The organism is Streptomyces sp. KLMMK, from assembly GCF_036961605.1.
GTDB lineage: Bacteria > Actinomycetota > Actinomycetes > Streptomycetales > Streptomycetaceae > Streptomyces > Streptomyces telluris.
In genome coordinates this window covers 24,443-40,458 of record NZ_JBAMDC010000031.1, presented here as the reverse complement: position 1 = coordinate 40,458, position 16,016 = coordinate 24,443, and the positions used below count along the sequence as shown (strand labels likewise).

Annotated in this window: 11 protein-coding genes; 5 read left to right on the top strand and 6 right to left on the bottom strand. The window is 71.8% G+C overall.

The genetic code is table 11. The features are described 5' to 3' along the window. The coding region (locus V7793_RS08965) for a hypothetical protein (RefSeq protein ID WP_336004034.1) at positions 1 to 616 on the bottom strand (616 nt) is incomplete at its 3' end. A gap of 330 nt (positions 617 to 946) precedes the next feature. Further along, on the bottom strand, positions 947 to 1,738 hold the full coding sequence (locus V7793_RS08960; RefSeq protein ID WP_336004031.1) for a S1 family peptidase: 792 nt from the start codon (positions 1,736 to 1,738) through the stop codon (positions 947 to 949). 255 nt (positions 1,739 to 1,993) lie between these two features. Between V7793_RS08960 and V7793_RS08955 the strand changes: the two genes are divergently transcribed. Next, the gene (locus V7793_RS08955; RefSeq protein WP_336004028.1) at positions 1,994 to 2,881 is read left to right on the top strand and encodes a hypothetical protein; all 888 of its coding nucleotides are present in this window, start codon (positions 1,994 to 1,996) and stop codon (positions 2,879 to 2,881) included. 317 nt (positions 2,882 to 3,198) lie between these two features. Here the strand turns inward: V7793_RS08955 and V7793_RS08950 are convergent, their stop codons facing one another. Both V7793_RS08950 and V7793_RS08945 read right to left on the bottom strand, forming a co-directional pair. Then, on the bottom strand, positions 3,199 to 4,281 hold the full coding sequence (locus V7793_RS08950; protein WP_336004025.1) for a glycoside hydrolase family 113: 1,083 nt from the start codon (positions 4,279 to 4,281) through the stop codon (positions 3,199 to 3,201). After that, positions 4,278 to 6,092 (bottom strand): polysaccharide deacetylase family protein, encoded by a 1,815-nt coding sequence (locus V7793_RS08945; RefSeq protein WP_336004023.1) that lies wholly within the window; start codon positions 6,090 to 6,092, stop codon positions 4,278 to 4,280. The genes V7793_RS08950 and V7793_RS08945 overlap by 4 nt, the downstream gene beginning before the upstream one ends. Positions 6,093 to 6,416: 324 nt before the next feature. On the opposite strand from V7793_RS08945, the gene V7793_RS08940 reads away from it, so the two are divergent. The 4 genes from V7793_RS08940 to V7793_RS08925 are packed head-to-tail and all read left to right on the top strand — an operon-like array spanning position 6,417 to position 9,788. Then, on the top strand, positions 6,417 to 6,635 hold the full coding sequence (locus V7793_RS08940) for a hypothetical protein (RefSeq protein ID WP_216824006.1): 219 nt from the start codon (positions 6,417 to 6,419) through the stop codon (positions 6,633 to 6,635). After that, positions 6,632 to 7,891, top strand: a complete 1,260-nt coding sequence (locus V7793_RS08935) for a glycosyltransferase family 2 protein (protein WP_336004019.1) — start codon at positions 6,632 to 6,634, stop codon at positions 7,889 to 7,891. Before V7793_RS08940 ends, V7793_RS08935 begins: the two co-directional genes overlap by 4 nt. A 44-nt stretch (positions 7,892 to 7,935) precedes the next feature. Next, positions 7,936 to 9,126 carry a non-hydrolyzing UDP-N-acetylglucosamine 2-epimerase gene (wecB, locus tag V7793_RS08930; protein ID WP_336004017.1) on the top strand — a complete coding sequence of 397 codons (1,191 nt, stop codon included), beginning with the start codon at positions 7,936 to 7,938 and terminating at the stop codon, positions 9,124 to 9,126. After that, entirely contained in the window at positions 9,123 to 9,788 is a 666-nt protein-coding gene (locus tag V7793_RS08925) for a family 16 glycoside hydrolase (protein WP_336004015.1), read from the top strand. Before wecB ends, V7793_RS08925 begins: the two co-directional genes overlap by 4 nt. A gap of 85 nt (positions 9,789 to 9,873) precedes the next feature. Here the strand turns inward: V7793_RS08925 and V7793_RS08920 are convergent, their stop codons facing one another. After that, complete coding sequence (locus V7793_RS08920; protein WP_336004012.1) at positions 9,874 to 11,334, bottom strand: glutamate synthase subunit beta; 1,461 nt, start codon at positions 11,332 to 11,334, stop codon at positions 9,874 to 9,876. Next, positions 11,327 to 15,877 carry a glutamate synthase large subunit gene (gltB, locus tag V7793_RS08915; RefSeq protein WP_336004009.1) on the bottom strand — a complete coding sequence of 1,517 codons (4,551 nt, stop codon included), beginning with the start codon at positions 15,875 to 15,877 and terminating at the stop codon, positions 11,327 to 11,329. Before gltB ends, V7793_RS08920 begins: the two co-directional genes overlap by 8 nt. Positions 15,878 to 16,016: the final 139 nt, after the last annotated feature.

The following is a 16,016-nucleotide window of genomic DNA, read 5'->3' as shown; positions in this document are numbered from 1 at the left end:
TGTCGTGGCGGACCTTGATGACCTCGCCGGCCTCGACGACGCGCTTGACGGGGTTGCTGGAGGCGGCGTGGAGGGTGCGCGCGGGGGGCGTGGCCCGCTGCTCGTGGCCCTCGGCGGAGCCGTTGCGCACGGTGACCACGCCGCGGGCGTGCTTGGCGCCCTTGTCGTGGCCGGCGCCGCTGCTGGTGACCGTGGTGCCCTCGGCCCCGTCGGGGGTGTGGCGCAGCGTGCCGGAGGCGAAGTCGTAGTAGTTCGTCAGGCCGGTGCCGTCGAGGGAGGCGCGCAGGGTGGGCTTGTGCGTATCGCCGCCGAGGATGCGCAGGTGGAGCCGGTCGAGGTCGGCGGTGGGGCGGGCGGCGTCGAAGGTGTGGCGCTGCTTGCCGTGCTTGGTGACGGTGACGGTCGTGCCGTGCTCGCCGGAGGTCAGCCGGGCGCGGCTGCCGTCGGGCAGCTGGACCTGCTGCACGACGACGGGGCGGCCGGGGCGGCCGCTGCCGCCGTCCGTGTCGCCGGCGGTGCGCAGGTCCGCGGCGAACGCGCTCGCCGTGGGCCAGGCCACCGCGCCGACGGCTGCGGCGAGGACGGTGGCGGCGGCGATGCGGGTCTTGGCGGACACGGAGGTGGTCCCTTTCCGTAACGGACGGCTCGGTCTGCGGCCGCCGCGGGCGCCCCGGATTCGTGTCGTCCTCCGGGGCCGGCGGGCCGTGTTCCTCACGTTACGGGCCTTTATCGCGCCCACACCTCGACTGTCCGACCATTCCCGTCTCGGCCGAAAGGATGACGGAGGCCCGCCCACGTCATACCCGAGTCGGGCGGGCGGGCCGGGGAAGGCCGTACCGGGACTGGTCCGTACGGGTTCGCGGGACCATCCGGACGGCCCAGCGGGCCAGGGGGGAGGCGGGCCTGCCCGGCGGGGCGTGGCGGGATCCGCCGGGCAGGCCGGTCGTCAGCCGCCCAGGCTCGCGGCAGCGCTCTTGATGTTCGCCGCGAAGGTGCTCACCTCGGAGTAGACGCCGGGGTAGTGCGGCCGGGCGCAGCCCTCGCCCCAGCTGACGATGCCGACCTGGATCCAGGCGCCTGCCGCGTCCTTGCGGAACATCGGGCCGCCGGAGTCGCCCTGGCAGGTGTCGACGCCGCCCTGGTCGAGGTACCCGGCGCAGATCTCCTCGCCGGGTATGAGGTTGCCGTAGGCCTGCTGGCAGGCGGTGTCGTCGACGAAGGGGACGGTGGCCTTGAGGAGCTGGCGCTGCTGGCTGCCGCCTTCGCGGTCCGCGCCCCAGCCGGCGATGGTGAAGGTGCCGTTGTTGTACGCGGTGGTGTCGGCGGTCTTGAGGGTCGGCAGGTTGATGGGCTGCGCGAGTTTGATCAGCGCCCAGTCCTTGCCGGAGCCGTTGTAGCCGGGGGCCTGGAGCACCCGGGTGGACTTCACCTTGATCGCCTGGGAGGAGCCGAGGTCGGCGACGCCGGCCGTGGCGGTGATGGAGGTGTTGGCGCCGCTGCCGCCGACGCAGTGGGCCGCGGTGAGGACGATCTGCTGGGTGTAGAGCGAGCCGCCGCATCCCATGGACAGCCGCACCATCCAGGGGAATTCGCCTTGCTGGGCGGGGGTGCCGCCGACGACGCCCGGGCGCGGGCTGGGGTCGTCGGCCAGGGCCGCGGTGGCGGTGAGGGCGAGCGCGGCGACGGTGGCCGCGCCGACGGCGACGGTTCTCCTGAGCGTGAAGAGGAAGGAGCGCAACGGTCTTCCTTTCGTGGGAGGTTACGCACGAATGTCAGGCTCATGACAATTCCGGCCGTCCGATTACCGGAATCGAACCTTCGATGCGCGGTGCGATTATGAGGATCGGGCGAACGGGCGACAAGCACCGCGTTTCGGCCAGCCCGGCGGAGAGCCCGGCGGACCGCCCGGCGCACTGCCCTCCGGCACGGCCCCGCCCGTACAGTGGACAGGGGGCGCAGCGGCCGGCAGGGGGACCCCAGGGGGTGGTCACGCGTGGGCACCGGCATCGAGATCGTGCACGGCTTTCCGCACATCGCGGCGGTGCGCGCCGCGATCACCGCGCTGTACAAGCGCCTCTCCTACGACACGGTGCACAGCTTCGAGCTCAGCGTCCCCCCGTCCGACGTCGCCTTCTCCGACGAGGAGGATCCGTACCTGGGCGTGCAGCGCGTCGCCGGCGCGATGGTGCGGCACCTGCGGCTGCCGGACGCCCGGATGATCGTCAGCTTCCGCGAGATGCGGCACGCGGGCAGCGTCGAGCTCGCCGCCGGGCCGGAGTACTTCATCGAGCTCAACTCCCGCTTCAAGACCCACCGCAGGGACATCGGCGCGGCCCTCTCGCACGAGGTCATGCACGTCTACCTGCACCGGCTCGGTCTGGAGTTCCCCGGCACGCGGGACAACGAGATCCTCACCGACACCGCGGCGGCCTACCTGGGGGCGGGGTGGCTGCTGCTGGACGCCTACCGCGAGTCGCCGGTCTCCACGCAGAAGCTCGGCTACCTCACCCCGGAGGAGTTCGGCTACGTCATCGCCAAGCGGGCGCTGGCCTTCGGCGAGGACCCCTCCCCCTGGTTCACCAGCCCCCAGGCGTACGAGGCGTACGTGAAGGGCCTCGCGGAGGCCCGGCGCGACGGCCGGCAGCCCCCGCTCGCGGCGGCGGGGCGCCTCGGCCGCCACCGCTACGCCCGCGACCGGCGCGCCGTGCAGAGCGCGCGGCCCGGCACGCCGGGCGACCGGGACTACGCCTTCGAGGGCGACGGCCCGCTGCGGGTCAGCTTCCCGTGCCCGACGTGCCACCAGCGCATCCGCGTACCGGTCCGCGGAAAGGTCCGCGCCCGGTGCGGGCTCTGCCGGACGGTCCTGGAGTGCGACACGTAGGGGCTGCGCCCTTGCTCGGTACGGCCGCCCGTTCCCGGTCTGCGCCCTGCCGGCACACCGGGCCGATGCGCAGCGCTTGCTCCCTGCCCGGTTGCCGGGTCCTTCGCAGGGGTTGCGCGATGCGCGGCACCGCCGAACCGGTTGACGGGAGTTGCTCACCGTCGCGGCGGGAGTGAGATGCCGGGCATCGTCTTTCCCCTGCGGCGGGAGGGGGTGCCCGGCATCGTCCCTGCCGCCGCAGCCATGCCCGGCCGCGACGGCGCGGCCCGGCGGTCTGCAGCCGGGCCCGGCCTGACGCGGCCCTCACGGGTGCCGGCTCAGTCGGCGCCCGTGCTGCCGGCACGCCACCGCCGGCGCAGTACGTCCTCGGCCGGTTTGCCGTGCGGGGTGTAGGCGAGGCGTCGCGGGGTCTCGCCGCTGTCGGGCCAGTCGTCCCACATCCACCAGCAGACCCCCGCCCACCAGGGCTTTCCGTCGAGGGCGGTGAGCAGCGCCTCGTAGGCGGCGGCCTGTTCGTCCTCTCCGGCGCTCTTGCTGACGGTCCAGGAGTAGGGCGCGGTGGTGGCGCCGCGCTGGCTGACGTAGCCGGCCTCGGTGAAGAGGATCCTGCGGTGGTGGCGGGCGGAGAAGGCCGCGAGCTCCTGCGTGATCGGCTTCCAGGCGTCGCGCAGCCGGGCCGCGTCGGCGGTGGGGCGGTCGGCCAGCGGCCAGTAGGCGTCGATGCCGATGACGTCGAGGTCGTCCCAGAAGGGGACGGTGCGGTACTCGTCGTAGTTGGCGGCGTAGGTCAGCGGGCCGCGGTACTGCGCGCGGACGGCCCGGACGACCTTGCTCCAGCGGGCGCCGTCGCGGGAGGTGCCGGCCAGTTCGGTGCCGACGGCGAACCGTTCGGCTCCCGCGCCTTCGGCGAGCTTCGCGTAGTGGGTGATGAAGCGCTCGTACGCGGTGAACCAGGCGCCTGCGTCGCGCGGCCGGATGCCCGCCCGGTCGCCGCCCTTCGCGAGGTCGACGTGGGGTTTGAGCATGACCTTGAGGCCGGTCCGGTGGGCGAGGCCGATGACGTGCCGGAGGTCGTCGTCGCCGGCGGTCTCGCCGGTGGTGTGCATGCCCGCGTCGGCGGCGCCGTCCTGGTACCAGGTGGGGGTGAAGGTCACCCAGCGGGCGCCGGTGGCGGCGATCTGCCGCAGGTAGGCCGCAGCGACGGGGCTGCTGTAGTCGCCGGTGTTCCACGAGGGGAGCGTGATGCCGCGCATTCCGGCCGCCTTTCCGTCCCCGGGGCGGGTGCTCGCGCTCGGTCCGGGCTCTTCCTCCCCGCCCTCCCCGCCCGGGCCGAAGGAGCACCCGGCGAGGAGGAGGGCGGCCGCGAGCAGCGTGCCGGCCGCCCTCCTCCCGGCGTTCACTGCTTCAGGTCCGCGGGGCCGACGAAGGTGTAGCCGAGGGCCTTGATGCCCTCGATCGTCTGCTGCAGCGGCGCCACCGGGTAGTACGGGTGGTAGAAGAAGCTCGCCACGCCGTCGCGGACGGCCAGGTTGGCCTTGGCCGAGGCGATCAGGTCGGCGGGGAGCCGGGGCGGGTGGTTGTTGTACGCGTCGGGTTCGTAGTTGCCGATGTTCTCGGGCAGGACGGTCGTGCCGTAGACGTCCTTGACCGCGTACGGGAAGAACTGGCCGATGTAGCGGCTGGTGTCCGGTGTGCCACCGGTGAGCGTGCCGGAGAAGTACAACGAGCGCTCCAGGCGTGCGGAGTAGTTCTGGCCGAGGACACGGTAGTCGGTGGCGGAGGCCGCGTAGTGCGGAGTGGTCCAGAAGGCCGGTTTCGGCAGTCCGGCGAGGGCGAAGCCCGCCAGGGCCTGGGTGACCCGGCTCTGGGCCCAGGCGGTGGAGTCCTCCGCGGGCGGGCCGTCGAGGATCACGTTGTCCGCGGCGTCGACGTGGGCGCGGAAGAACTCGAAGTCGTCGCCGGTGACGCCGTTGTAGGGGTTGTTCGCCGTGCCGTACTGGTGGGTGTAGCCGTGGTTCATCAGGACGGCGCCGTTGGCGAGCATGTTCTTCAGCTCGGCGACGACGGCCGGGGCCTGGGCGAGGGTGATGGTTTCGGGGACGCCGTTGTTGTAGGTGCCCTTGGGGTCCTTGTAGACGGGGATGACGTTGATCCCGTACGGGATTTTCTGCGACTTGAGGTAGTTCGCGATGGCCCGCAGCTGGGCGGGCTCGGCTTTGGGGCTGATGTCCTCCAGCCGGACGAAGGCCCGGTGGCGCTCGGCGGTCGCGGGGGCGAGGGCGTCGAAGAGGAGGTCCTCGAAGACGATGACGCGGTCGCTCTCGGAGACGTAGGCGAAGGGCATCTCGCCGAGGTAGGTGAGGTTCGAGGAGCGGATCGCCCAGGGGCTGACGGCGCCGGAGGTGCCGTCCTTGGCCTCGGCGAGGCGGGTGACCGCCGGATAGCCGGGCCCGGTGAGGATGTCCGGGTGGAGCACTCCCCCGTCCTGGCCGGCGGGGATCTTCCGGGTCAGCTGCCGTCCCTTGTACGTGACCTGGTTGATGTTCCCGACGGAACCGCCGGACTCGTAGTACGAGTTGGTGGGGTCCCAGCCGTACTTCTGCTTGAACTGGGTGACGCCGACCGCGCCCGCCATGTTCCAGATGTTGTCGCCGATCCAGGTGACGGGGCGGCTCGTGGCCAGTGCGTCCTGGTAGAAGGCGGCGGGGACGGCGTCGGGGATGGTGCCCCCGTAGTAGGTCGAACCGAGGTAGACCGTGGCGGTGTACTGGTTCACCATGCCGGCGGTGTAGGCCGAGACGGGCTTGGCGGTGACAGTGCCGAAGTGGCCGGCGAGGTTGGCCGTCGCCATGGCGTAGAGCTCGCCCAGCTGCCCGTAGGGGCCGGCGTTGTCGTACAGGACGAGGGCCGAGGTGCCGGCCGGGGCGGCGGCCACCTGGGCGCCGGGGCTCTTCGTGAGGGGCGCGAGGGTCAGGGCCAGCTTGCCCGCACGGCGCAGCCGGTCCGAGGTGATCCGGGCCTTCGCCGCGGTGGCGAGGTCCTTGGTGCTCGTCGGCGAGAGCGAGAGCGGGTTCACGGCGTCGGTGGCCCGTGGCCCGGATATCGCGCCTTCGGCGGTCCGGGAAAGGACGACGCCGCCCAGCAGGGCGGCGAGGAGCATGACGACGGCGGAGATCCGGGCTTTCCTGGATCTCCCGCGCTTCTTTTGCATGGAATTCCCCCTGGGTAATGCAGCGGTCGCCACCCCCGTTGCCCCGGGGGCCCGACAGGCGCCAGATTCTTCTGGCCGGGAAGGATGTATGTCAATAGACAACTTCGATCCCGAATGTGCAGTTCCGTGCACCAGCCCTGGTGCAGACCAGAGGTCACATGCGTCACAGATAAGCGATCACCAGGCATAATTACCGGTACGTTCACCGAATTTGAGATTCCGCTCCAACAATTCTCATCAAGTCCGACAGTAGTACCTGTCTGATCTGATACCTTCCCTGCGCATGCCTTGCCTCGCATCGAGGCGACATACGGGGGAGAACTCATGTACGGAAAACCCGCTCTGGGATCCGTCCTGCCCATGGCCGGGCTCACTGCGGCACCGGAAGTGCTACCGGGCATTCCATTTGCCCGCGGATTGCAGGAGGCCGCGGGGGCCGGATTCCTGCTGTACTGCGCGAGCGCTTTCGTCATCATCGCCGTCAAACTCTGGTTCGCCGTCCGCGCCACCACCATGGACCACAGCCCCGGCGGCCGGCCTTGACCGGCGAGATCCTGCTCGGATCCGCCATCGCCATCATCGTGATGGCGGGCTGCTACAACACCGCTCTCTTCCTGCTTTCCCGGCGCCGCGTGCGCCGCGTCCGCGGCCCCCGCCAGCAGCGCTTGTACGTCTTTCTGCTCGCCTGCCTGAACGAGGAAAAGGTTCTCGCCGAGAGCCTGGCCCGCATCACTGCCCTGCCCGCAGGCAATTTCCTCGCCCTGGTGATCGACGACGGCTCCGACGACGCCACCGCGGAGGTCGCCCGCGCCGCCGACTCCGAGCGCGTCCGGCTTCTGCAGCGCACCCTGCCGGACGCCCGCCGGGGCAAGGGCGCCGCCCTCAACGCCGGAATACGGCACCTGCGCGAGTCGGGCCTGCTCGACGGCTACGACCCGCACGACGTCATCGTCTGCGTCGTCGACGCCGACGGCCGGCTCGACGAACACGTGGTCCAGTCCGTCGACCCCTTCTTCGACAATCCGCGCACCGGCGCCACCCAGGTCGGCGTACGGATGTACAACCGCCACCTGGGGCTGCTGGCCCGGCTCCAGGACATGGAATTCGTCATCTACGGCGATATCTTCCAGTGCGCCCGGCGCTATATCGGCAGCGTCGGAATGGGCGGCAACGGACAGTTCATGCGTCTCGCCGCGCTGGACTCCCTCGCCCCGCCCGGCGAGACGGCCGGCGGCCCCTGGAGCGACTCGCTGACCGAGGACCTCGACCTCGGGGTCCGCCTCATCGCCCGCGGCTGGACCAACCAGCACTGCACCGCGGCGGCCGTCTCCCAGCAGGCCGTGCTCGACGTCCGGCGCCTGGTGCGCCAGCGCTCCCGCTGGTTCCAGGGCCACCTGCAGTCGGCGGGGCTGGTGCCGCTGATCCTGCGCTCCGTCCCCACCCGCGCCGCCGTCGACCTGCTCTACCACCTCTCCAGCCCGGTCCTGATCCTGCTCACCTCCCTGCTGCCGCTGTCCTTCCTGGTCGCGGTGGCCGGCACCGTCATCGGCTCCGTGCAGGCCGGGCGGGCCCTGATCTCCCCGATGTGGATCATCGGCCCGTACGTGCTCTCCTTCACCGCGGCCTACGCGTACGGATTCGTCTACCGCCGGCGCGAACGCGGTCTCGGGCTCGTGCGCTCGATCCTGCTCTCGCACGTCTTCATCTTCTACGGCTACATCTGGTTCGCCGCCGGATGGTGGGGGCTGTGGCGGATGCTCACCGGCAAGCAGACGTGGCTGAAGACGGCGCGCACCTGAACCACCCGCCTCTCATCTCGTCAGCCCCCTTCCCAGGGAGAACCATGTCCGCTGACCTCATCACCGCGCCCGTACGCGCCATGCTCGTGCTGGGCACCCGACCCGAGGCCATCAAACTGGCGCCCGTGGCCCGTGCCATGGCGCACTCCCCGCTCTTCGAACCGCTCGTCGTCACCACCGGCCAGCACCGCGAGATGCTCCACCAGATGCTGGACCTGCTGCGCGTACCGGTCCACACCGGGCTCGACGTCATGCGCGAGCGCCAGCAGCTGTCCACCCTCACCGCCCGCCTCGTGGACGGCCTCGGCGAGGTCATCCGTACCGGGCGCCCCGACCTCGTCGTCGTCCAGGGCGACACCACCACCGCCCTGACCGGCGCCCTCGCCGCGTTCTACGAGCACGTCCCCATCGCCCACGTGGAGGCCGGGCTGCGCACCGGGGTCCTCGACAACCCCTTCCCGGAGGAGCTCAACCGCCGCCTGATAGGCCGAATGGCCCGCTGGCACTTCGCGCCCACGGAGCGCGCCGCGGCCAACCTGAAGGCCGAAGGCGTCGCGGACGCCGAGGTGTTCACCACCGGCAACACCGTCATCGACAACCTGCTGTGGGTGCTGGCCGAGGGCACCGGCCGCTGCCTCTTCCGCACCGGCCTGCGGCGCGTGCTGGTCACCCTGCACCGCCGCGAGAACCAGGGCGCGGTGATGCGCTCCATGGGCAAGGCCCTGTGCCGGCTCGCCGACCGCGGCGACGTGGAGATGGTGGTGCCACTGCACAAGAGCCCCGCCGTGCGCGAGGCGCTCCTGCCGGAGCTGACCGGCCACCCGCGCATCGAGGTCGTCGAGCCGCTCGGCTACCTCGACTTCTCCGCCACGCTCGCCGGCTGCGACCTGGTCCTCACCGACTCCGGCGGCATCCAGGAGGAGGCCCCCACCCTCGGCAAGCCCGCCCTCGTGCTGCGCACGACCACCGAGCGCGCCGAGGCCGTCGAGGCCGGCGCGGCCCGGCTCGTGGGCACCGAACCGGAGTGCATCCTGGACGCCGCCGTCCACCTTTTGGATGATCCTGCCGCCTACGAGCGGATGGCCACGGCGGGCAATCCCTTCGGGGACGGCCACGCCACCGACCGCATCATCGCCCAGCTCGCGGAGGACTTCGGCGCCGACGCGGACGGCGGCGGCGGGACCGAACTGGTCGCCTCCCGCACCGAGGGGCCGGGGTCATACTCGACGGCATGACGAGAGTTCAGCGGCTGCTCGGTCTCGCGCTGCTCGCCGCCGTCGTGGTGGCGGGCGCCGCCCTCGCGGCGAGCAGCCTCTGGTCCGGCGACGGCGAGCCGGAGCGGCCGTGGGCCGAGGGCTCGGTCCACGGCCCGTGGCGGTCGGTCTTCGACGGCCACGGCGAGAACATCGGCCGCCACGACGGCCTCTTCCTCGCCCCCCTGCCCGCCCGGGTGCCGGACGAGACCCACGCCGGGCTGATCGTCTCCACGGCCCGCTTCGGGGACGTGGACTACCAGGCGCGCATGCGGACCGTCGCCCAGCTGCGCACGCCCGAGCCCAACCCGTGGGAGGTGCCGTGGCTGCTGTGGGCGTACACCGACCCCGAGCACTTCTACTACGTCACCCTCAAGCCCAACGGCTGGGAGCTCGGCAAGCGCGACCCGGCCTACGAGGGCGGGCAGCGCTTCCTGGCGACCGGCCAGGGGAGCTTCCCCGTCGGCGAGTGGTCCTCCGTCCGGGTCGCGCAGCGCGGCGCACGCATGGAGGTGAGCGTCGGCGACCGGGGCCTGGTGGCCTACGAGGACCGCGAGCGGCCCTACCGTGAGGGCAGCGTGGGGGTGTACACCGAGGACGCGAAGGTGGAGTTCCGCGACCTGCTGGTGCGCCGGCCCGACTAGCCGCGAGGAAGGTGCGGGGACAACAGCGCGGCGCCTGCCACCTGTGGTCGGGGTGGGGCAGGCGCCGCGAGCTCTTCGGGGCGGGTCAGACCGTCAGGGCGCGGTCCGTCGGGCGGACCGGGGCCGGCAGGGTGCTGGTGCCGGTGAGGTAGCGGTCCACGCCGCGGGCGGCGGAGCGGCCCTCGGCGATGGCCCAGACGATGAGGGACTGGCCGCGCCCGGCGTCACCGGCGACGAACACGCCGGGGACGTTGGTGGCGTAGCCGGCGTCGCGGGCGACGTTGCCGCGGGCGTCCAGCTCCAGGCCGAACTGCTCGACGAGGCCGTTCTTCACGTCGGTGCCGGTGAAGCCCATGGCGAGGGTGACCAGCTGGGCCGGGATCCTCCGCTCGGTGCCGGGCTTCTGCGTGAGCTTGCCGCCGGCGAACTCCACCTCGACGAGGTGCAGCCACTGGACGTTGCCGTCCTCGTCCCCTTCGAAGTGGGTGGTGGAGACGGAGTAGACGCGCTCGCCGCCCTCCTCGTGGGCCGAGGTGACCTTGTAGAGCATGGGGAAGGTGGGCCAGGGCTGGCCCTCGTTCCGCTCCTCCCCCGGCCGGGGCATGATCTCCAGCTGGGTGACGGAGGCCGCGCCCTGGCGGTGGGCGGTGCCCACGCAGTCGGCGCCGGTGTCGCCGCCGCCGATGACGACGACGTGCTTGCCCTCGGCGGTGATCGGGGCGACCGTCAGGTCGCCCTCCTGCACCTTGTTCGCCATGGGCAGGTACTCCATGGCGAAGTGGACGCCCTTGAGGTCGCGGCCGGGGACGGGCAGGTCGCGGGAGGTGGTGGCGCCGGCGGCGATGACGACGGCGTCGTAGCGCTTGCGGAGCTTGGCGGCGTCGATGTCGCGGCCGATCTCCACCTCGGTGCGGAACTTGGTGCCCTCCGCGCGCATCTGCTCGATGCGGCGGTTGATGTGCCGCTTCTCCATCTTGAACTCGGGGATGCCGTAGCGCAGCAGCCCGCCGATGCGGTCGGCGCGCTCGTACACCGCGACCGTGTGCCCGGCCCGGGTCAGCTGCTGGGCGGCCGCCAGGCCGGCGGGGCCGGAGCCGATGACGGCGACGGTCTTGCCGGAGAGCCGCTCGGGCGGCTGGGGCGTGACGTCGCCCGCGGCCCACGCCTTGTCGACGATGGTGACTTCGACGTTCTTGATGGTGACGGGCTGCTGGTTGATGCCCAGCACGCAGGCGGACTCGCAGGGGGCGGGGCACAGGCGGCCGGTGAACTCGGGGAAGTTGTTGGTCGCGTGCAGCCGCTCGCTCGCGGCCTGCCAGTCGTCGCGGTAGGCGTAGTCGTTCCACTCGGGAATGAGGTTCCCGAGCGGGCAGCCGTTGTGGCAGAACGGGATGCCGCAGTCCATGCAGCGGCTCGCCTGCTTGCTGATGATCGGCAGGAGCGAGCCGGGGACGTAGACCTCGTTCCAGTCGCGGACGCGCTCGGCGACGGGACGGGTGCGGGCGACCTCGCGGTCCTCGGTCAGAAAGCCCTTCGGGTCAGCCATGGGTCGCCGCCTCCATCATCTTCTCGTGGGTCTCGGTCTCGGAGAGACCGGCTCGCTCGGCGGCGTCCTTGGCGGCGAGCACTGCCTTGTAGGTGGCCGGGACGACCTTGCGGAAGCGGCCGGCGGCCGTGTCCCAGTCGGCGAGGAGCCCGGCCGCGACGGTGGAGGCGGTCTCCTCGTGGTGGCGGCGCACGACGTCGTGCAGCCACTGCCGGTCGTCGGCGTCGAGGGTGTCGACGGCGTCGGCCAGCTCCTTGTTGACGTTGTCGGGGTCGAGGTCGACGACGTAGGCGACGCCGCCGGACATGCCGGCCGCGAAGTTGCGCCCGGTCTCACCGAGGACGACGGCCCGGCCGCCCGTCATGTACTCGCAGCCGTGGTCGCCCACGCCCTCGGAGACCACGGTGGCACCGGAGTTGCGGACGCAGAAGCGTTCGCCGACCCGGCCGCGCAGGAACATCTCGCCGCCGGTGGCGCCGTAGGCGAGGGTGTTGCCGGCGATGACCGAGTACTCGGCGAGGTGATCGGCGCCGCGGTCGGGGCGGACGACGATGCGGCCGCCGGAGAGGCCCTTGCCGACGTAGTCGTTGGCGTCGCCCTCCAGGCGCAGGGTGACGCCGCGGGGCAGGAAGGCGCCGAAGGACTGGCCGGCGGAGCCCGTGAAGGTGATGTCGACGGTGTCGTCGGGCAGTCCGGCGCCGCCGAACCGCTTGGTGACCTCGTGGCCGAGCATCGTGCCCACGGTGCGGTTGATGTTGCGGATGGGCACCTGGGCGCGGACGGGGCGGGCGTCCTCGGCGGAGGAGACCTCCAGGGCGTCGGCGGCGAGCTTGACGAGCTCGTTGTCGAGGGCCTTGGCCAGGCCGTGGTCCTGCTCGGTGGTGCGGTGGCGGACGGCCCCGGCGGGCAGGTCCGGCACGTGCAGCAGCGGGGCGAGGTCCAGGCCCTGGGCCTTCCAGTGGGTCACGGCCCGGCCGGTGTCGAGGAGTTCGGCGTGGCCGACGGCCTCCTCGAGGGTGCGGAAGCCCAGCTCGGCGAGGATCTCGCGGACCTCCTCGGCGATGAACTCGAAGAAGTTGACCACGAATTCGGCCTTGCCGGAGAACCGCTCGCGCAGCACGGGGTTCTGGGTGGCGATGCCGACCGGGCAGGTGTCCAGGTGGCAGACGCGCATCATGACGCAGCCGGAGACGACCAGCGGGGCGGTGGCGAAGCCGAACTCCTCGGCGCCGAGGAGGGCGGCGACGATCACGTCGCGGCCGGTCTTCAGCTGGCCGTCGGTCTGCACGACGATGCGGTCGCGCAGGCCGTTGAGCAGCAGGGTCTGCTGGGTCTCGGCGAGGCCGAGCTCCCAGGGGCCGCCCGCGTGCTTGAGGGAGGTCAGCGGCGAGGCACCCGTGCCGCCGTCGTGGCCGGAGATCAGGACGACGTCGGCGTGGGCCTTGGAGACGCCCGCCGCGACCGTGCCGACGCCGACCTCGGAGACCAGCTTCACATGGATGCGGGCGGCCGGGTTGGCGTTCTTGAGGTCGTGGATCAGCTGGGCGAGATCCTCGATGGAGTAGATGTCGTGGTGCGGGGGCGGCGAGATCAGGCCGACGCCCGGGGTGGAGTGCCGGGTCCTGGCGACCCAGGGGTAGACCTTGTGGCCGGGCAGCTGGCCGCCCTCGCCGGGCTTGGCGCCCTGGGCCATCTTGATCTGGATGTCGTCGGAGTTGACCAGGTACTCGCTGGTGACGCCGAAGCGGCCGGAGGCGACCTGCTTGATGCTGGAGCGGCGCTCGGGGTCGTAGAGGCGCTCGGGGTCCTCACCGCCCTCGCCGGTGTTGGACTTGCCGCCCAGCCGGTTCATGGCGATGGCGAGGGTCTCGTGGGCCTCGCGGGAGATGGAGCCGTACGACATGGCGCCGGTGGAGAAGCGCTTGACGATCTCGCTGACGGGCTCGACCTCGTCGAGGGGGACGGACTCGCGGTCGTTCTTGAGGGAGAACAGGCCGCGGAGCGTCATCAGCCGCTCGGACTGCTCGTTCACGCGCTCGGTGTACTGCTTGAAGATGTCGTAGCGGCGGGCGCGGGTGGCGTGCTGGAGCCGGAAGACGGTGTCGGGGTCGAAGAGGTGCGGCTCGCCCTCGCGGCGCCACTGGTACTCGCCGCCGATGTCGAGGCGGCGGTGGGTGGCCGCGATGCCGGTGGCCGGGTAGGCCTTGGCGTGGCGGGCGGCGACCTCGCGGGCGACGACGTCCAGGCCGGCGCCGCCGATCTTGGTGGCGGTGCCGTGGAAGTAGGTCTCGACGAAGTCCTCGTTCAGGCCGATCGCCTCGAAGACCTGGGCGCCGCGGTAGGAGGCGACGGTGGAGATGCCCATCTTGGACATGACCTTCAGGACGCCCTTGCCGAGGGCCTTGATGAGGTTGCGGATCGCGGCCTCGGGCTCGATGTCCTGCAGGAACGTCCCTGCTCGGACGAGGTCCTCGACGGACTCCATCGCCAGGTAGGGGTTGACGGCGGCCGCGCCGTAGCCGATGAGCAGCGCGACGTGGTGGACCTCGCGGACGTCGCCGGCCTCGACCAGCAGGCCCACGTGGGTGCGCTGCTTGGTGCGGATGAGGTGGTGGTGGACGGCGGAGGTGAGCAGCAGCGACGGGATCGGCGCGTGCTCGGCGTCGGAGTGGCGGTCGGAGAGGACGACGAGCCGGGCGCCGTCGGCGATGGCGGCGTCGGCCTCGGCGCAGATCTCCTGGAGCCGGGCGGCCAGGGCCTCGCCGCCGCCGCTGACGCGGTAGAGGCCGGAGAGGGTGACGGCCTTCAGGCCCGGCATGTCGCCGTCGGCGTTGATGTGGATGAGCTTGGCGAGCTCGTCGTTGTCGATGACGGGGAAGGGCAGGGTGACGCTGCGGCAGGAGGCCGCGGTGGGCTCCAGCAGGTTGCCCTGCGGGCCGAGGGAGGAGATCAGCGAGGTGACGAGCTCCTCGCGGATGGCGTCCAGCGGCGGGTTGGTGACCTGCGCGAACAGCTGGGTGAAGTAGTCGAAGAGCAGCCGGGGCCGCTCGGAGAGCGCGGCGATCGGGGAGTCGGTCCCCATCGAGCCGATGGGCTCGGCCCCGGCCTTCGCCATGGGCGCGAGGATGACGCGCAGCTCCTCCTCGGTGTAGCCGAAGGTCTGCTGGCGGCGGGTGACCGAGGCGTGGGTGTGCACGATGTGCTCGCGCTCGGGGAGGTCGGCCAGGTCGATCAGGCCGGCCTCCAGCCAGTCGCCGTAGGGCGCCGCGGCGGCGAGCCCGGCCTTGATCTCGTCGTCCTCGATGATGCGGTGGTGCTCGGTGTCGACCAGGAACATCCGGCCGGGCTGCAGGCGGCCCTTGCGGACGACCTTCGCCGGGTCGATGTCGAGGACGCCGACCTCGGAGGAGAGCACGACGAGGCCCTCGTCGGTGACCCAGTAGCGGCCGGGGCGCAGGCCGTTGCGGTCGAGGACGGCGCCGACGAGGGTGCCGTCGGTGAAGGTGACGCAGGCCGGGCCGTCCCAGGGCTCCATCTGGGTGGAGTGGTACTGGTAGAAGGCGCGCCGGGCCGGGTCCATGGAGGCGTGGTTCTCCCAGGCCTCCGGGATCATCATCAGGACGCTGTGCGGCAGGGAGCGGCCGCCGAGGTGGAGCAGCTCCAGGACCTCGTCGAAGGAGGCCGAGTCGGAGGCGTCGGGGGTGCAGACGGGGAAGATCCGGTCGAGGTTGTCACCGGCCCCGAACAGCTCGCTGGCCAGCTGCGACTCCCGGGCCCGCATCCAGTTGCGGTTGCCCTTGACCGTGTTGATCTCGCCGTTGTGGGCGACGAAGCGGTACGGGTGGGCGAGCGGCCAGCTGGGGAAGGTGTTGGTGGAGAAGCGGGAGTGGACCAGCGCGATGGCGGTGGCGCAGCGGCGGTCGGAGAGGTCCGGGAAGAACGGCTCCAGCTGACCGGTGGTCAGCATGCCCTTGTAGACGATGGTGCGGGCGGAGAGCGAGGGGAAGTAGACCCCGGCCTCCCGCTCGGCGCGCTTGCGCAGCACGAACGCCTTGCGGTCGAGGGCGAGCCCGGTGTTCTCGCCGTCGCCGACGAACAGCTGGCGGAAGTCCGGCATGGTGGCGCGGGCACTGGCGCCGAGGAGCTCGGGGGCGACGGGGACGGCGCGCCAGCCGAGGACGGTCAGGCCCTCCTCGCGGGCGATCGTCTCGATGGACGAGACGGTGGCGTCCGCGTCCGCGGCGTCCGCGGGGAGGAAGCCGATGCCGACGGCGTACGCGCCGGGCTCGGGGAGCGGGAAGCCGGCGGACTCGCGCAGGAAGGCGTCGGGGACCTGCATCAGGATGCCGGCGCCGTCGCCCGAGTCGGGCTCGGAGCCGGTGGCGCCGCGGTGCTCCAGATTGCGGAGGACGGTGAGCGCCTGCTGCACGAGCGCATGGCTCGCCTCGCCGGTGAGGGTCGCGACGAAGCCGACGCCACAGGCGTCGTGCTCGTTCCGCGGGTCGTACATACCCTGCTGGGCGGGGTGGGATGCGGATCGCATCGGCGGCTCCCGTCGTCGTCTTGGCAGTCCCGGCCGGTGCGGCCGGTGCATGTGCCGAGGGACGACGTTGGCCCTCTGCGAAAGAAGTTGGTGCAGGTTACATGATGGGGCGCTTCTCAAAAAGCGGAAGCACCGGTCC

Excerpts from the sequence above, each read along its gene's own strand:
- V7793_RS08920 (WP_336004012.1), bottom strand. The coding sequence starts at position 11,334 with ATGGCTGACCCGAAGGGCTTTCTGACCGAGGACCGCGAGGTCGCCCGC.
- wecB (WP_336004017.1), top strand. The coding sequence starts at position 7,936 with ATGTCCGCTGACCTCATCACCGCGCCCGTACGCGCCATGCTCGTGCTG.
- V7793_RS08945 (WP_336004023.1), bottom strand. The coding sequence starts at position 6,092 with ATGCAAAAGAAGCGCGGGAGATCCAGGAAAGCCCGGATCTCCGCCGTC.
- gltB (WP_336004009.1), bottom strand. The coding sequence starts at position 15,877 with ATGCGATCCGCATCCCACCCCGCCCAGCAGGGTATGTACGACCCGCGG.
- V7793_RS08925 (WP_336004015.1), top strand. The coding sequence starts at position 9,123 with ATGACGAGAGTTCAGCGGCTGCTCGGTCTCGCGCTGCTCGCCGCCGTC.
- V7793_RS08940 (WP_216824006.1), top strand. The coding sequence starts at position 6,417 with ATGTACGGAAAACCCGCTCTGGGATCCGTCCTGCCCATGGCCGGGCTC.